Origin of the sequence: Lysinibacillus sp. ACHW1.5, from assembly GCF_022014815.1 — a bacterium.
Taxonomy (GTDB): Bacteria; Bacillota; Bacilli; order Bacillales_A; family Planococcaceae; genus Lysinibacillus; species Lysinibacillus capsici.
This window is the reverse complement of record NZ_CP091777.1, coordinates 847776-863757: the sequence shown is the minus strand read 5'-3', so window position 1 is coordinate 863757 and position 15982 is coordinate 847776. Positions and strand designations below refer to the sequence as shown.

Below are 15982 nucleotides of genomic sequence, written 5' to 3'. Positions count from 1 at the left end.
AACTCCTTATCGCTGCGCTTCTTTAAAGAAGGCTTGGTGTTTTTCTAATAAATCTACGGTTAAGGTTGTATCCCATTTTTTCAAATAAGCAGGAACGTGCTCGTCCTTTACTTGTTCTCCTTCATATAGAGCTACAGGATATTGCTCTAGAAGACCATCACGAGCCTCTGTTGCAATTACCTTTGCAATTTCTTTTGCTAATGCTTCCTCACCTTCTTTATCTACAACAGCGACAGATTCCGTTAAAGTGAAATTTCCTTCTGTCGGGTCAATATAATCAATCGGTAACCCTTCGTTTTTGGCATCAATAGCTTGGATACGTAAACCAAAGCCTGCAGCAACTTCTCCTGTTTTCACCTTTTTAATAGGGCCAGAGCCTGAACTTTCAATATGTGGTCCTGCATTTTTAATTAACTCTGCTAGAACTTTTTTCCCTTCCTCTTCACCATATTCCTTTATAATAGCTTGTACTAGAAGCCACCCTGTTGAGGAGTCCATAATGTTTGGGAATGACACTAAATCCTTATAAGCAGGGTCTGTCAAATCTTTAATGGATTTCGGAATAGATAGCCCCTTTTGTTGTAATACCTCTGTATTAATAAAGATAGAGCCTACATTGCCTAAAATCGGTAATGCATACGTAACACTCCCATCAAGAGGCTTTAAGTCTGAAGAAATATCCACAAACATGGATTTTGAGGTTTGTGCACTTTCTATAAAATAAGAAGCCATTGTTACAACATCTGCTTCAATATCTGTCCCTTCCGCCATCATTTTTCCACCTAACTCAGAAGTACCAAACGACTGGATTAAATACTTACCTTTATAGCCCTTGTCATCCAATGTAGTTTCCATCACTTCAATAGCTTCATCATCAGCATTTGAATAAATGATAACTTGCTCTTTGGAATCTGCTGCTACCCCTCCACATGCAGCTAAAACGACTGCTGCTGCACTTACTGTCCCTAACATCATGCCTGTTGACTTCTTCATTTTGTAATCTCCTCCGTTTTTTCTTTATGTGCTGCTATATAATCACAACCTAATTTCACAATGAGGTTTGTACATAAAATGAATATCGATAAAACAAAAATATCAGTGTACTTTGCGAAATGCTGTAGCTCTTTTATCCTTGTCGATACAAGCATTGTCTTTGTGCTGACAAGAAAAATAACACCGCTTACTGTAACCATCGCATTTAAAAAATAGTAGCTAAACATTTGATAAATCGTTGGCCTAATATTCGGTAAAATAATTCGTATCACGGTTTTTAACCACGAATCCTTTAACAGCTCAGCTGTCACTTCCCACGTAGGATCCATTTTTTGCAATGAATTTTTCGCCATTAAATAAGGTGTCGTAAAAAAATGCACGATATTACATGCGATAATGATCAGAAAAGTACCCTTTAAAGAACTTCCATTAAAGAAAAATAAGTAGGATAATCCAAGTACCATACCTGGAACTGTATTTGTCATCATAGAAGTTACATCTAAGCTTTTTCTTCCCTTTAATGGTGTCCTTGTATTAAGAAGCGCCGACATAAATGTTATGCCCACACCGAATATGGCTGTTAGAACCGCTACGATGAGAGAATTGATATAAACCTTCGTTAAATCTTTTTCTGCAAGTACATTTTGAACGTGCTCTAATGTAAAGCTGAAATCGTACGGATAGCCTTTGGTAAAAGGCACAATAAACATGGGTGAAAAAATAATACATACAGCTGTTACACTGAGAATTGAATAAATTGTAAATAGCGCGTCTCGTAAACGATGCTTTACAAGTTCACTTTGCCCAACCTGTTTATATTGAAAATTGAAGCGCTCTAAAATCGTTAGCATGACAACACCTAATACAGCAGGTACTAGCATTAACACCGAAATGACTGCTCCACGTTCAAAATGTACAATGGAACCTAACATGGCTTGGTAGAGCTCAGTAGCTATTACCCTGTAATTGCCACCAACTGATGCAGGGATTCCAAAATCTGTAAAGCTTAAAACAAATGTTAAAATAAATGCCCCGCCAATTGTCCCAACCATAGGGCGGTATACGGTATGATAAAAACGACGCATTGGCTGATCATGCATTAATATTGAAACAAGTAAAAACCGCTTATCGATATATTGCATGGAGTTTTGCATTAATATAAAAGCAACTGGTAATGTGTATAAGACGTAACCGATCACCAAGCCGTTATACCCATAGATTGTAAAAAGAGGCTGCCCCACTAATTTTGTTAGAATTCCTTGATTCCCAAATGTATAAATCAATACAAAGCCATAGGTGATGGTTGGCAGTAGCATCGGCAAGGTTATTCCAATTTGAACTAGCTTTTTTGTATGGCGATGCATCGTAGTAAAATGAACAGCATAGGCCAACCAAAAGGCTAAAATGGTTGTAATCACTGATGCTACAAAAGAAACTTTAAAACTATTCGTAAAAGCTTCACGAATTTCGATATTCCGTAAAGCTTCTATATAATTTTGAGTGGTCACGACATTGCCTATTTTGAATGACTGCCAAAACATATAAAGCAATGGCACAATTAAAAAGAATAGAAAAAATAGTAGAATCGGTAGAAAAATTAATTTCATTATTTTATTCGTTTTAAGCATATGTTTCTCCAAATAATTGATAGATGTTATGGCGCTTAATATGAAGCTGCCTTAAGATAAAATCCTCTACAAATTGATTTTTGGGCGCTGTAACAATTTCATGAGGTGTGCCAAATTGAGCAACTGTACCTTCATTAATAATGATGACTTTATCTGATAAGGTAAGGGCTTCTTCTGGATCATGTGTCACGATAATTGTCGTCAAATTAAATTCACTGGCGATAGATTTAATACGCTCCTTTATAGATTCTTTTATAACGCCATCTAGTGCACTTAGTGGTTCGTCTAATAATAGAATTTTAGGTTGCATCACGAGTGTTCTTGCAATGGAAACGCGTTGTTTTTGCCCACCAGACAATTCATGAATCTTCTTATGCAAATGAGGAGCTAGCTCTAAAAAATCAATGTATTCTTGTATCTCCTCTTTGGACATTTTCACGTTTTTATTTTTTAATCCATAAATGATATTGTCGTATGCATTTAAATGAGGAAATAACGCAAAATCCTGAAACACTATATTAAATCCTCTTTCTTGCATTGATTGCTTGGAAATATCTTGTCCATTGTAGACAAGCTGACCAGCAGTTGGATCTACAAGTCCTAAAATGATATTAAGCAAAGTAGTTTTACCGCAGCCACTCGGCCCTAGCAATGAAATAATCTCACCTGATTCGATGGTTACATTGATATCTACTAAAACTTTTTTATTTTTATAGCTTTTTGAGATATTTTTTAGCTCTAACAAATTGGGTCACCTCACTCAGTTCTTAGCTTCAGTATAGAGACTATTTGTAAAGGAAAATGCTTATTCGTGTAAATGTTGAGTAAATTCTGACAAACTGTTGACAAAGTTATGATTGTTTTGAGTAAATATCTAGTAGAGGTGATGAAATGTATATGATAGAAAGGCAACACCAAATTTTGCAGTTTATACGTCAACATAAGGTAGTAAAATTAGTAACACTTACAAAAGAGTTTAACGTTTCAATGGAAACGATCCGTCGTGATGTCCAACAGTTGATGCAAGACAAAAAAATTGAAAAATTTTATGGGGGCGTTAAATATATTGAGCCAGTAGAAGGACTAATGGATCACCGACTTCACGAACAGTTAACAGAGAAAATCGCCATTGCCAAAGCATGTGCTTCGCTCGTTCAAGATGGGGAATGTATTTTCATTGATAGCGGAACAACTACCTATCAAATGACACCATTTTTATTGGACAAGGAAAAACTAACAGTGGTGACAAATTCACTACCTGTAGCATTTGATCTAATCGGCTCTAACATTGAGGTTATACTGCTTGGGGGTAAAGTACGCCATTCTGAAAAATCAGTGACATCAAATGAATTTTTATTTCGCTTCGAGCATCTTAATATCAATAAAGCTTTTATTTGCGCTAGTGGCGTTTCAATTGAAAAAGGCATATCTGATTTTAGCTTGGATGAAGCGATTACTAGAAAGCAAATTATTTCTATCTCTCAAAAAGTCTACGTAGCTACAGATTCCTCAAAATTTAGTAAAGATGTAGCGATTCAAGTTTGTCCAGTGGATGACGTAGATGTCATTATCACAGATGACGCACTATCCAAAAAGACGATTCAACATTTTTCGGAAAAAGGTGTTCAAATAAAAGCCGTCAATATGGCATAGACCATTAATCAATAAAAAACAACTAGTTGTAAATTTCACAACTAGTTGTTTTTCATTTTTAAATAATGGATAGCTTACGCATTATTTTAGAGAGGCCATCCTCGTCTACATGGTCTGCAATATGATGAGCGACTGCCTTCACTCGCTCATGGCCATTTCCCATAGCCACACTTGTCCCAACTGCCTGTAGCATCTCAATATCATTTATGCCATCGCCAAAAGCAAAGGCATCTTGTAAAGTGATGCCCATTTTTTCAAGCACCTTTTCAATACCAGCAGCCTTCGAACCTCCCTTTGGCAAAATATCACAAGAATAACGATGCCAACGTACAAATTGAACATTTGGGAATGTTTCATTATATAAAGGTTCATCTTTTTCTTCCATAAAAATAAGTGTTTGATATACATTGTTCTGCATATAATAAGATGAGTCTAATTCTGGATACGGATATTTAAGAGTATCTAAGCTTTCAGCTACCATACGATGATCGCCAACTGAGGCAATCATCCGTTTATCATCTAAAAACACTACCGGTTCGTTACGCGCCTCACCAAAGGCAATAATTTTAGCTAGTTCATCTTTCGCAATCCCATTTGTATAGACAACCTCACCTTTATAGACAACATATTGGCCATTGAAGGTAACATACGTATCGATCTCTAATTCTTCTAGCAATGACTCAATCATAAATGGTGCTCGACCAGTAGCAATCGCCAATTCATAACCATTACGTCGTGCTGTCAAAAGTGCCTCTTTTGCAGATGAAGGTAACTTTTTTTCACTGTTATAGAGAGTACCATCGACATCAAAAAATAAAATTTTGTTCATTCTATTAACCCTTTCCATAAATATTATCCTTTCAAGCTAAATGACTTTACATAGACAATAATTTTAATTATAATGATCCTAAGGAGTGATGTGCCATGCTGAAGAAACTCAAACGGAAATTGTTGAAGCAACTTCGCGGCGTACTCGGAAAAAAATCAATTGCCTAACATTTGCCCTTCATTATTTGAAGGGCTTTTCTTTATTTTAGAGGAAGTGCGTGATAATATAAAGGAAATGCATTTATTTGGCTATACGCAACCACTGTCTCACTACTTCCTATACAATTTTATAACATAGTGCACATCTGAAGCATTGAGATACAAGTATTACAAACGTACATTTCTTCAATAAAAGAAATTCGTTGTTTTCTTGTAGCACGTGTGTGGTAGTAGTCAAAGGTGCAAGAAAATTGTACGCAATTAAAGGAGAGCAAACTATGATTTACAAAGTTTATTATCAAGAAAATGCAAATGAGATTCCAGTTCGCGAAAATACTAAAAGTCTATACCTAGAAGCTACTTCAGAACGTGAAGTACGTGAAAAGCTAAAAGACCGAAACTACAACATCGAGTTCATTCAACTGCTTGAGGGTAACTACTTAGAGTACGAACAAGCAAGCCCGAACTTCGTCTTGGAGGAAATTTAACAAACATGAAGTTTGTTAAAAATGACCAAGCAGCTGTTTTCGCGCTCGGCGGACTGGGCGAAATCGGCAAAAACACTTATGGCGTTCAATTTCAAGATGAAATTATCTTAATTGACGCCGGTATTAAATTTCCAGAAGACGACTTACTCGGCATTGACTATGTTATTCCTGATTACACGTACTTAGTACGTAATGTCGATAAAATTAAAGGACTTTTTATTACCCATGGACATGAGGATCATATTGGGGGTATTCCATACCTTTTACGTCAAGTAAATATTCCTGTCTACGGTGGTAAGCTTGCACTTGGCTTATTACGTAATAAATTAGAAGAACATGGCTTGCTACGTACAACAAAACTCATTGAAATTAAAGAAGAGGATGTTATTAAATTCAGAAAAACATCTGTTAGCTTCTTTAGAACAACACATAGTATCCCTGATGCTTATGGAATTGTTGTTAAAACACCACCTGGTAATATCGTTCACACAGGTGACTTTAAATTTGACTTTACACCAGTGGGTGAACCAGCCAACCTAACAAAGATGGCTGAAATTGGACGTGATGGCGTACTTTGCTTACTATCTGATAGTACGAACGCTGAAAAGCCTAATTTCACAATGTCAGAGCGCACAGTTGGAAAAAGTATCGATGAGATTTTCCGTAAGGTGGATAGCCGTATTATATTTGCTACCTTTGCATCAAATATTCACCGTTTACAGCAAGCCACAGACGCAGCCGTAAAATACGGAAGAAAGATTGCTGTCTTTGGTCGCTCAATGGACAATGCTATTACGATTGGTCGTGAGCTAGGTTACATTACTGCTCCAAAGGATACATTTATTGATGCTCAAAGCATCAATCGACTTCCTGCAAACGAAGTGATGATTTTATGTACAGGCTCTCAAGGTGAACCAATGGCTGCCTTGTCACGTATTGCCAACGGGACACATCGTCAAATTCAAATACAGCCTGGCGATACAGTTATCTTTTCTTCTTCACCAGTACCAGGTAATACCGTGAGTGTTAATAAAATCATTAATTTATTGTTCCGTGCAGGTGCAGAAGTCATTCATGGTGCATTAAACAACATTCATACATCTGGTCACGGATCTCAAGAAGAACAAAAACTGATGCTTCGTTTAATGAAGCCTAAGTTCTTTATGCCTATCCATGGTGAATTCCGTATGTTAAAAATGCATACACATTTAGCTGAAGATTGCGATGTTCCACTAGACAATACATTTGTTATGGAAAATGGTGATGTTCTAGCACTAAGTGCCAATGAAGCACATGTAGCTGGGCGTATTCCTTCAGGAGATGTTTACATTGATGGCAATGGTATTGGCGATATCGGTAATATCGTGTTACGTGATCGTCGTATTCTTTCTGAAGAAGGTCTAGTGATTGTAGTTGTAAGTGTTGATATGGAAAACCAAAAAATTGTTTCTGGCCCTGACATCATCTCACGTGGATTTGTCTACATGCGTGAATCAGGTACGATGATCAACGAGGCACAAAAAATGCTAAACCGTCATCTGAATGAAACAATTCAAAGCAAAACTCCTCAATGGACAGAATTGAAGAATGAAATTACAGACGTTTTGGGACCTTATCTATTTGAAAAAACAAAACGTCGTCCAATGATCTTACCGATTATTATGGAGGTTTAACCTCGTAAAAAGAAACTATGTAAAATTTACATAGTTTCTTTTTTATTTTTGAAACCTCCTTTTTATTTTTGCGTATATAGTAATAACAACATCAAAAAGGAGCGTTTTTATGCTAGATAAAATTCTTCATTCCTTATTCAATAGTAAATCCAAACGCCATTATTCTTCATCAAGTAGCCGTAGTAGGTATTCAAAGCGACATAATTATTATGGTCACAAGCATTATAAGCGTAGCTCTCGTAAAAGCTCACGCAGTTTTTTCAGCTCTATGAGTTTCTTTAGTAGCTAATGTGGTGGAAACGACTTTCCGAAAAAAGTTTTGACCAGGCTGTGGAACTTTACATAGCAGAGCATCCCGATTTTTCTTTTAAAAAATTTCTTGGCTATGGCTCATATGGTCGTACGTATTTAATTGAAGATTGCTCATCAGCAAGTCTATTTGTTTTAAAATGCTTGCGCCCCAAACATCGTCACCACCAGAAAACCATTCATAAATTTCAACAAGAAATTCACATACTCCAGCAACTTTCATTGTCCTATGTTCCTACCATCCATTCAGCAGGAACAATTTCAGACAGCCCATTTTTTATCATGGACTATGTTAATGGGCAAACTTTTGAGCAGCTTATTTTTCAGAACGGTGCCAAATTTACAATCGCTCAATCCCTTGCTATTACAAAGCAACTATTAGAACAAATTGTACAGTTACACAATTATGGTATTGTACATCGAGATTTACGTATTCCAAATATATTGTTAGTGGGTCAACAATTGCATATTATTGACTTTGGTCTAGCTACCACTTATCAAAAGCAAATCGATATCTCTACGATTGAAAATCCAAAACGTGCTGAAAATCATATAAGCGATCTTTATTTTGTCGGCCATTTTTTATTATTTTTACTATACTCAGACTACAAGCCAAGCAAGAAAAAAGAGAAAGCTTGGCAGCAGGAATTAAAATTACCAATCGAAGTCCAAGATTTTCTAGAGCGCTTATTATGGATTCAAGAACCCTTCGCAAGTGCTTTAGAGGCCTTGCAATCTATGCCCCCATTCATAGATAAAAACCATTAAAAATAGAATTGTTCACCGCCAATCGTGAACAATTCTATCCTAGAGTTCAAATATTAAAGTATTTTGCAGTTACATATGCAATCCAATGATACGCTGGGTCTACACGTAGATTTTCAATTAGCCCCTTAATGATTGCTTTACCATAAGTAGGATTTTCTATTTCTTGCTTTAACAACTCAATGGATTCTTTTTCTATAGAATCCTCAGTATGATTTATATTTTGCTCCAATAATTGTAGTAAAGCATCTTTTGACACGTCTTGCTCACACGGCTTTGCAATAAACGGCACAAGATCTGCTGTAATAAATGGAATGGTTGTATGATGGGCAATAATATCTGTCTTTTCTGCTAAAGATTTAGCTAATTGCTCTAAATCAAGTGGCATATCTGAAAAAATAAAAAGCTCAGCATAGCTCTTCATAAATCCTTTTATGCAGTACATTACATCATATTTCGTTTCTTGTAATTGATCCTGATAAAGCTGCTCAAGCATATAGAGAATTGATTTCGACATTTCTGCTTCATACGCTGTTATTTTATGAAATAGCTCTTTTTTTGTTAAAAAGACCTTTTCATTAAAGAATACACGTGCGGATGCGGAATGGTCTTTGAATGCTTGAAAAATGCTTTTATAAAATTCAACCAAAACAGTTTCTTTGTTATACGTTCCTCTGACTACTTGGTCAACATCTGCAATAAACTGCTGTAAATAGTAATCAACCATTGATATTACAAGCTCATCTTTGGTTTTGAAGGATAAATAAAATGCACCTTTAGAAATCCCGCAGCGTTCTGTAATTTGTTGTACTGACGTAGCTTCAAAACCCTGTTCAGAAAACAGTTCTAACGCTTTCTCCATAATTAATTGCTTTTTTAACATATTTTTAACTCTCTCCTAATGCATTTCGTTGACAAATGACCGATTAGTCATTAGTATAAATAATTGAATTTAGATAGTCAATAAAGGGTAGGTGTGAAGGTGAAAGGTTTAGTTAATTTCGTATTAAAGAACAAATTGGCAGTGTGGTTATTAACAATTATCATCACTGTCTCTGGTATTTATTCGGGTACACGGATGAAAATGGAATCGATACCCGATATTTCGATCCCGTATTTAATTGTCATGGGCGTATATCCTGGCGCAACGCCTGAACAAGTCATGAATGATCTTTCCATTCCGTTCGAAAAATCCATAGAAAGTTTAGAAGATGTGAAGGCTGTTTACTCAACTTCCTCTTCCAACGTAGCACAAGTTCAAGTGGAATACGACTATGGAATTGATATGGATGAGAAAAAACGACAATTAGAAGCAGCTTTAGATAATCTTAAACTACCTGAAGGTGCTCAAGAGCCTACTATTATGGCAATCAGCATGAACATGATGCCTGTAGTCGCTTTATCTGTAAGTAGCTCTAAGGAAGATATTGTTGATTTAACTTCAACAGTTGAAGATGTTTTACTGCCTAAAATCGAAAAGATTGATGGTGTTGCATCCGCTACCATCACAGGTCAGCATATTGAACAAGTATCGTTTAAATATGATGAAGAAAAAATGGCAGCACTTGGTTTAACAGAGGATACTGTTAAACAAATGATTCAAGCAAGTGATATGTCACTGTCACTTGGTTTATATCAATTTACTGTCGGGGAACAAGCCGTTTCAGTAGACGGTAAGGTAAAATCAGTGGATGAACTGAAAGACTTATTAATTCCAGTTACACCTTCAGCTACGAATCCTTCACCTTTCGTTCGTCTAGGTGATATTGCAAAAATTGAAGTAGAAGGTAAAGTGCAATCTGTTTCACGTACAAATGGTCAAGATGCCATTGCTATTCAAATCGTTAAAGGCCAAGATGCGAATACCGTAACAGTTGTTAATGCAGTAAAAGACCTTATGAAGGATGAGGAAAAACGATTAGACGGCTTAAACGTAGAGATCTCTCTTGACCAAGGTGCCCCAATAGAAGATTCTGTATTTACAATGATCGAAAAAGCAGTCTTTGGTGGCGCAATTGCCGTATTAATCATTTTACTATTCTTACGTGATTTCAAATCAACGATTATTTCAATTATTTCTATCCCAGTTTCTATCTTCATGGCATTACTCCTATTAAACTGGATGGATATCACATTAAACATCATGACCCTCGGCGCGATTACCGTCGCAATCGGTCGTGTTATCGATGACTCAATCGTAGTTGTAGAAAATATTTACCGACGAATTCACTTAAAACAAGAAAAACTTACAGGTCGTGCCCTAATTCGTGAAGCAACAATTGAAATGTTCAAACCAATTCTTTCTTCAACATTGGTAACGGTCGCTGTATTCGCTCCTCTTATTTTCGTAGGTGGTATGGTAGGCGAATTATTCATGCCATTTGCCCTTACAATGACATTTGCATTAGGTGCATCATTATTAGTTGCGATCACAATCGTACCTGCTTTATCTCACTTCTTATTCCGTAAAAAGTTATACGGTGAGAAGACTGAAAGCCAACATAAAGAAGTTGGTAAACTTGCTATCTGGTACAAAGGTGTCTTAGAAAAAGTATTAAATCACAAAATTATTACATCTGTCCTTGCGATTCTTTTACTTGTTGGCTCTCTTGCATTAACACCACTTATTGGTTTTAGTTTTATGGGCTCACAAGAAGAAAAAGTTATGTACTTAACGTATACGCCTGCAACGGGAGAACTGGCTGACGAAACGGCAGCTAATGTTGAAAAAGTAGAAAAAGAATTAATGAAACGTAAAGATGTTGATATTTTACAAGTTTCCATTACAGATGCGAACAATGTCGATCCATCAGCAATGATGATGGGTGGAGGTGCTGGCGGTGCCTTAATGTACCTTATCTTTGATCCGGATATGGAAGACTTCCCTAAAGCTCGTGAAGAGGTTGAAGACTATGTATTTAACATCGGGCAATCAGGAGAATGGAAGTCTCAAAACTTCTCTTCTATGTCGATGTCATCAAACGAAGTCAGCTATACACTGTATAGTGATGATTTAGATAAACTTCGAGATGCTGTGAAACAAGTAGAAGGCGCTCTAAAAGAAGTGGATGGCTTAGAAGATATTAAATCTGATAATGAAGATCCATATGTAGAGCATGTGCTAAAAGTTGAACAAAAAAATGTCCTTCAATACGGGCTAACGACAGCTCAAATCGTGATGGCATTAAATTCAAATACATCACAAGAAGTATTAACTACCGTGAAAAACGATGGTAAAGATATCGATGTCATCGTTCAACGAGATGCTAAAGCAGCTGCGACTTCACTTGATGATGTCTTAGCCACTGAAATTAAAACAGCATTGGGTACAACAATGACTATCGGAGAACTAATAGATGTTGAGGAAGGTACAACACTTAACTCATTATCTCGTTCAAAAGGTGAATATTTCGCAACAGTATCTGGAACGATTATCGGTGACGATATTTCAAAAGCCACTACTGCTGCTGATAAAAAAATTGATAAATTAGATTTACAAAAAGGTGTAACACTTGGTGTTGCTGGTGTTGCTGCTGATATGCAAGAAACATTCACTAAGCTTGGTATTGCGATGTTAGCAGCCATTGCCATTGTTTACTTCATTCTAGTGGTAACATTCGGAGAAGGTTTAGCTCCATTCGCTATTCTTTTCTCACTACCATTCACAGTAATTGGTGCATTCATTGGATTATTCGTTACAGGGCAAACTATTTCTGTATCTGTCATGATGGGTCTATTGATGTTGATTGGTATCGTCGTCACAAATGCCATCGTATTAGTTGACCGTATCATTCATATGGAACATGATGGTCTTTCCATGCGTGAGGCGATCCTTGAAGCAGGAGCAACACGTTTACGTCCTATCCTGATGACAGCCATCGCTACAATTGGTGCTATGATTCCAATGGCACTTGGTACTGGCGGTAGTGGATTAATTTCCAAAGACTTAGCTATTACTGTAATTGGCGGTTTATTATCTTCTACCCTATTAACACTTGTTGTTGTACCAATTGTTTATGAAATGCTATCTAAAATGTTAAAGAAAAACCGTAAAGATATTGAAGAAAATTAATAAAAAAAACAACCACTCATGCAATCTTTGCGTGAGTGGTTGTTTTTATCCTAATCTTTTTATTGATTTTCTATTACTACAAAAACTTCCTTGCTTTCCACACCTGTATTTGATACAGCCTTAATGCCGTATGTATAGCTATGTTTAGTAAGAGCTGACTTGTCCACAAATTTAGTGAGGCCATCCATATTATAAACAACATCCACGATATTTCGAGGGTCATCATAAGAACCTTCTTTGTTTCCTGTAAAACGATAAATGACATACTTGCGTGGCTGTGGTTCATTTTCGTCTATAATCTCTATCTTGCGACCTGCCGCTTCCTTCGTCACTTGCACAAAAGTCGGTACGTTCGGCACTGTGTCATCATCCCAAGTTGTTTCGGGTGTCAGTGCTGTGTAATTATACAATTGTTGACTAACAATCGTTGCATAGCCTAGTTTATTGTTTTGAAAGCTTCTTAAGGAGAAATGCATTTGCCCCTCAGCAGCTACCTTTTCCGAACGATTCGCTAGTATTTGACTTGGTAACTCCATTTTATTTTTCCATGCTGCATCACTATCATTGCCAACTTTGTAATCAGCAAGCCCAATGTATAGATGCACAGGGTGTGTTGTTGCGTAGGTTTGCACTTCATGGCTCCACCAATCTAGCAGCGTTCCATATTTCGCAACAGATAATGTTCTTGACCAATAAATCTGTGGTGTAATGTAATCAATTGTGCCATTTTGAATCCATGTTCTTACGTCTGCATATAAATCATCGTAATTATTAACACCAGCCCTTGTATCGCTTCCTGTTTTATCTAGCGATTTATTGCGCCATACACCAAATGGTGAAATACCAAATTGAACATATGGTTTTGTGTCTTTAATGGCCGTGTAAAGATTTTCTACAAGACGGTTGACATTATCTCGTCGCCAATCCTCCACCTTTTTAAAGGAAGCACCATAGTTTTTAAAAGCTGCTTGATCTGGAAAAACTTCATTAGCAATTTTATATGGATAAAAATAATCATCCATATGCACTGCGTCAATATCATAATTACCTACTAGCTCTCTTACTACTTCAACTAAATAGTCTTGAACTTCTGGTAAACTAGGATTTAAATAATATTGCTTACCATATTTGATAACCCAGTTTGGATGTGTTCTAGCCACATTATCAGCAGCAAGGTCTGTCAGTTTTTGTCCAGACATTGTTACACGATAAGGATTCATCCAAGCATGCAGCTCCATACCCCGTTTATGACTTTCCTCTATCATGATCGCAAGAGGATCGTAGCCTGGATTTGTGCCTTGCTTTTTGCCTGTTATGTAAGATGACCATGGCGCTAGATCAGAGGCATACATTGCATCATTTGTTGGTCTTACTTGATAAATAACAGTATTGAATTTATTGGCTTTTAGTTGATCCAATGTTTGGCGTGTCCAAGTCGTGTACTGCTCCTTCGTCATACCTGCTTTCATATCAAGATTAAGAACGGTTGAAATCCAGACAGCCCTCATTTCCCTTTTTGGCTGTGTCGTGCTTGCCAAAGCAGTCTTTGTAGGGATTGTCGATAGACATAACACAAAAATCATCGCGACTAAAGTTAATATTCTCCATTTACTATTTTTCTTTCTCATATTTCCTCCATTTGCTATTTTTCTATTTTAGTATATGACAAGTACTCGCTATATGCACGTCTCCAAAGCAACTTTATCGGAATCAATGAAGCAGATAATTAGTTTCAACTCTAACAAACGTTCCCGATAGATTCAAAATATGTATACTAACCATTAAAAACTACTGAAAAGGCGATGAATCGTACTTTTCCTTTAAAGAAATCGATAAATATGTCATTTTATTAGATGAATTTCACAATTTCCATATTTTTAAAATTCAACCTAGTTTTTGCTTCATTCCTTCTTTACGCAAAGATGAACTTTATGCTACAATCAACACAACTTATATAGAACGGAGGGTATTCCCAATGACAGCATCAATTAGACTACGATTTCATCTTACTAATTAAATATGTGTACGCTTTGCCTGCTGTGCAAGGGAAATGGAATTAGGTCTAGTCTGTTTTAGGAATACTTGAAAAGAGGGGGCTTCTACTCCCCTCTTTTTTTGTGTTGTCTTTTACTTTCCACACAGGCACTACTGTTAGAAAGGGATGACGAAATTGGAACATTGGAAACGTAACACAATACTTTTTTTAAGTAGTCAAACGATTTCACTTTTTGGCTCTGCTCTTGTGCAATATGCCATTACATGGTATATCACACTTACAACACAATCAGGCAGCATGATGACCATCGCGATCATTTGTGGCTTTTTACCAACCTTCTTCTTAGCACCTATTGCTGGTGTCTGGGCAGATCGCTATAACCGTAAATGGCTTATTATTTTAGCAGATGGAATGATTGCCTTATCTACGCTAATTCTAGCTATTTTATTTTTAATCGGCTATGATGAGCTCTGGCTACTATTTGTTATATCAGCCGTACGCGCAGTTGGTGCAGGTATTCAAACACCAGCAGTGGGCGCAATTTTGCCACAATTTGTGCCTGAAGAGCATTTAATGAAGGTTAATGGTGCAAATAGTAGTATTCAAGCCTTCATCATGATTCTTGCACCTATGGCAAGTGGTGCATTATTAACGATGGCTTCTATTGAATCCATTTTCTTTATTGATGTGACAACAGCGGCTATTGCCATCGCTATCTTCTTATTATTTCTGCATATCCCTGCACATGCAAAAGCTAATCAGCCACAAACAACAGGCTATTTTAGTGATATGAAACAAGGCTTCATCTATATTAAAGAGCATGCTTTCTTGAAACAATTATTCTTGTTCTTTGCCTTTTTCATGCTGCTTGCTGCACCTGCTGCCTTTTTAACGCCTTTACAAGTTACACGAACTTTTGGCAATGATGTATGGCGTTTGACTGCCATCGAAATGGCCTTTGCCATTGGGATGTTAATCGGTGGTATCGCAATCGCAACATGGGGTGGCTTTAAAAATAAAGTGCATACAATGACATTATCCGCTTTGTTATTTGGTCTTTGTACAATAGCTCTCGGCGTCATTCCTATTTTTTGGTTGTACCTCGGAATCATGGCCATTACTGGCATAGCCATGCCAATCTTTAATACACCTGCAACGGTGTTATTACAAGAAAAAGTGGAAAGTGACTATATGGGAAGAGTATTTGGCATTCTTAGTATGATATCTACCTCTATGATGCCTTTAGGAATGCTAATTTTCGGGCCAATAGCTGATATTATTGCTATTGAGTGGCTACTCATCGGTACAGGATTATTACTCTTCATCCAAGGATTTTTCCTTCTGGGCAGTAAAGTCTTATTAAAAGCTGGTAAACCTACTGCTGAGCATGTTGACTCGCTAGAAAAAAAGTGAAGATT

At 36.8% G+C, this 15982-nt stretch carries 12 protein-coding genes; 6 read left to right on the top strand and 6 right to left on the bottom strand.

Translation table 11 applies throughout. The features are described 5' to 3' along the window. Positions 1-6: 6 nt before the first annotated feature. The 3 genes from L6W14_RS03945 to L6W14_RS03935 are packed head-to-tail and all read right to left on the bottom strand — an operon-like array spanning position 7 to position 3366. The gene (locus L6W14_RS03945; RefSeq protein ID WP_237899515.1) at positions 7-993 is read right to left on the bottom strand and encodes an extracellular solute-binding protein; all 987 of its coding nucleotides are present in this window, start codon (positions 991-993) and stop codon (positions 7-9) included. Next, complete coding sequence (locus tag L6W14_RS03940; protein ID WP_237899513.1) at positions 990-2621, bottom strand: ABC transporter permease subunit; 1632 nt, start codon at positions 2619-2621, stop codon at positions 990-992. The genes L6W14_RS03945 and L6W14_RS03940 overlap by 4 nt, the downstream gene beginning before the upstream one ends. After that, positions 2614-3366, bottom strand: coding sequence for an ABC transporter ATP-binding protein (locus tag L6W14_RS03935; RefSeq protein WP_131521665.1), 753 nt, complete (start codon positions 3364-3366; stop codon positions 2614-2616). The genes L6W14_RS03940 and L6W14_RS03935 overlap by 8 nt, the downstream gene beginning before the upstream one ends. A gap of 152 nt (positions 3367-3518) precedes the next feature. On the opposite strand from L6W14_RS03935, the gene L6W14_RS03930 reads away from it, so the two are divergent. After that, complete coding sequence (locus tag L6W14_RS03930) at positions 3519-4274, top strand: DeoR/GlpR family DNA-binding transcription regulator (RefSeq protein ID WP_131521666.1); 756 nt, start codon at positions 3519-3521, stop codon at positions 4272-4274. 58 nt (positions 4275-4332) lie between these two features. On the opposite strand, the gene L6W14_RS03925 is transcribed toward L6W14_RS03930, so the two are convergent. After that, a complete protein-coding gene (locus tag L6W14_RS03925) occupies positions 4333-5103 on the bottom strand; it encodes a Cof-type HAD-IIB family hydrolase (protein ID WP_054549831.1) in 771 nt (256 codons plus the stop codon). A gap of 436 nt (positions 5104-5539) precedes the next feature. Between L6W14_RS03925 and L6W14_RS03920 the strand changes: the two genes are divergently transcribed. The 3 genes from L6W14_RS03920 (at position 5540) to L6W14_RS03910 (ending at position 8499) form a co-directional block, all read left to right on the top strand. After that, positions 5540-5749, top strand: coding sequence for a DNA-dependent RNA polymerase subunit epsilon (locus L6W14_RS03920; RefSeq protein ID WP_004224712.1), 210 nt, complete (start codon positions 5540-5542; stop codon positions 5747-5749). A 5-nt stretch (positions 5750-5754) separates the two neighbouring features. Beyond that, complete coding sequence (gene rnjA / locus L6W14_RS03915) at positions 5755-7422, top strand: ribonuclease J1 (RefSeq protein WP_004224711.1); 1668 nt, start codon at positions 5755-5757, stop codon at positions 7420-7422. 288 nt (positions 7423-7710) lie between these two features. Further along, positions 7711-8499, top strand: coding sequence for a protein kinase domain-containing protein (locus L6W14_RS03910; RefSeq protein ID WP_131521668.1), 789 nt, complete (start codon positions 7711-7713; stop codon positions 8497-8499). Between the two features lie 46 nt (positions 8500-8545). On the opposite strand, the gene L6W14_RS03905 is transcribed toward L6W14_RS03910, so the two are convergent. Continuing rightward, positions 8546-9379: a TetR/AcrR family transcriptional regulator gene (locus tag L6W14_RS03905; RefSeq protein ID WP_237899510.1), complete on the bottom strand. Its 834-nt coding sequence runs from the start codon at positions 9377-9379 to the stop codon at positions 8546-8548. A 99-nt stretch (positions 9380-9478) separates the two neighbouring features. On the opposite strand from L6W14_RS03905, the gene L6W14_RS03900 reads away from it, so the two are divergent. Beyond that, positions 9479-12568: an efflux RND transporter permease subunit gene (locus L6W14_RS03900; protein ID WP_237899508.1), complete on the top strand. Its 3090-nt coding sequence runs from the start codon at positions 9479-9481 to the stop codon at positions 12566-12568. Positions 12569-12627: 59 nt separating this feature from the next. Here the strand turns inward: L6W14_RS03900 and L6W14_RS03895 are convergent, their stop codons facing one another. Next, positions 12628-14196: a glycoside hydrolase family 10-like protein gene (locus tag L6W14_RS03895; RefSeq protein ID WP_237899506.1), complete on the bottom strand. Its 1569-nt coding sequence runs from the start codon at positions 14194-14196 to the stop codon at positions 12628-12630. A 533-nt stretch (positions 14197-14729) separates the two neighbouring features. Between L6W14_RS03895 and L6W14_RS03890 the strand changes: the two genes are divergently transcribed. Continuing rightward, positions 14730-15977, top strand: coding sequence for an MFS transporter (locus L6W14_RS03890; protein WP_054549827.1), 1248 nt, complete (start codon positions 14730-14732; stop codon positions 15975-15977). Positions 15978-15982: the final 5 nt, after the last annotated feature.

What these genes read in the sequence shown, in the direction of transcription:
- L6W14_RS03945 (WP_237899515.1), bottom strand. Translation starts at nt 993, where the DNA reads ATGAAGAAGTCAACAGGCATGATGTTAGGGACAGTAAGTGCAGCAGCA.
- L6W14_RS03940 (WP_237899513.1), bottom strand. Translation starts at nt 2,621, where the DNA reads ATGCTTAAAACGAATAAAATAATGAAATTAATTTTTCTACCGATTCTA.
- L6W14_RS03930 (WP_131521666.1), top strand. Translation starts at nt 3,519, where the DNA reads ATGATAGAAAGGCAACACCAAATTTTGCAGTTTATACGTCAACATAAG.
- L6W14_RS03925 (WP_054549831.1), bottom strand. Translation starts at nt 5,103, where the DNA reads ATGAACAAAATTTTATTTTTTGATGTCGATGGTACTCTCTATAACAGT.
- L6W14_RS03920 (WP_004224712.1), top strand. Translation starts at nt 5,540, where the DNA reads ATGATTTACAAAGTTTATTATCAAGAAAATGCAAATGAGATTCCAGTT.
- rnjA (WP_004224711.1), top strand. Translation starts at nt 5,755, where the DNA reads ATGAAGTTTGTTAAAAATGACCAAGCAGCTGTTTTCGCGCTCGGCGGA.
- L6W14_RS03910 (WP_131521668.1), top strand. Translation starts at nt 7,711, where the DNA reads ATGTGGTGGAAACGACTTTCCGAAAAAAGTTTTGACCAGGCTGTGGAA.
- L6W14_RS03905 (WP_237899510.1), bottom strand. Translation starts at nt 9,379, where the DNA reads ATGTTAAAAAAGCAATTAATTATGGAGAAAGCGTTAGAACTGTTTTCT.
- L6W14_RS03895 (WP_237899506.1), bottom strand. Translation starts at nt 14,196, where the DNA reads ATGAGAAAGAAAAATAGTAAATGGAGAATATTAACTTTAGTCGCGATG.
- L6W14_RS03890 (WP_054549827.1), top strand. Translation starts at nt 14,730, where the DNA reads ATGACGAAATTGGAACATTGGAAACGTAACACAATACTTTTTTTAAGT.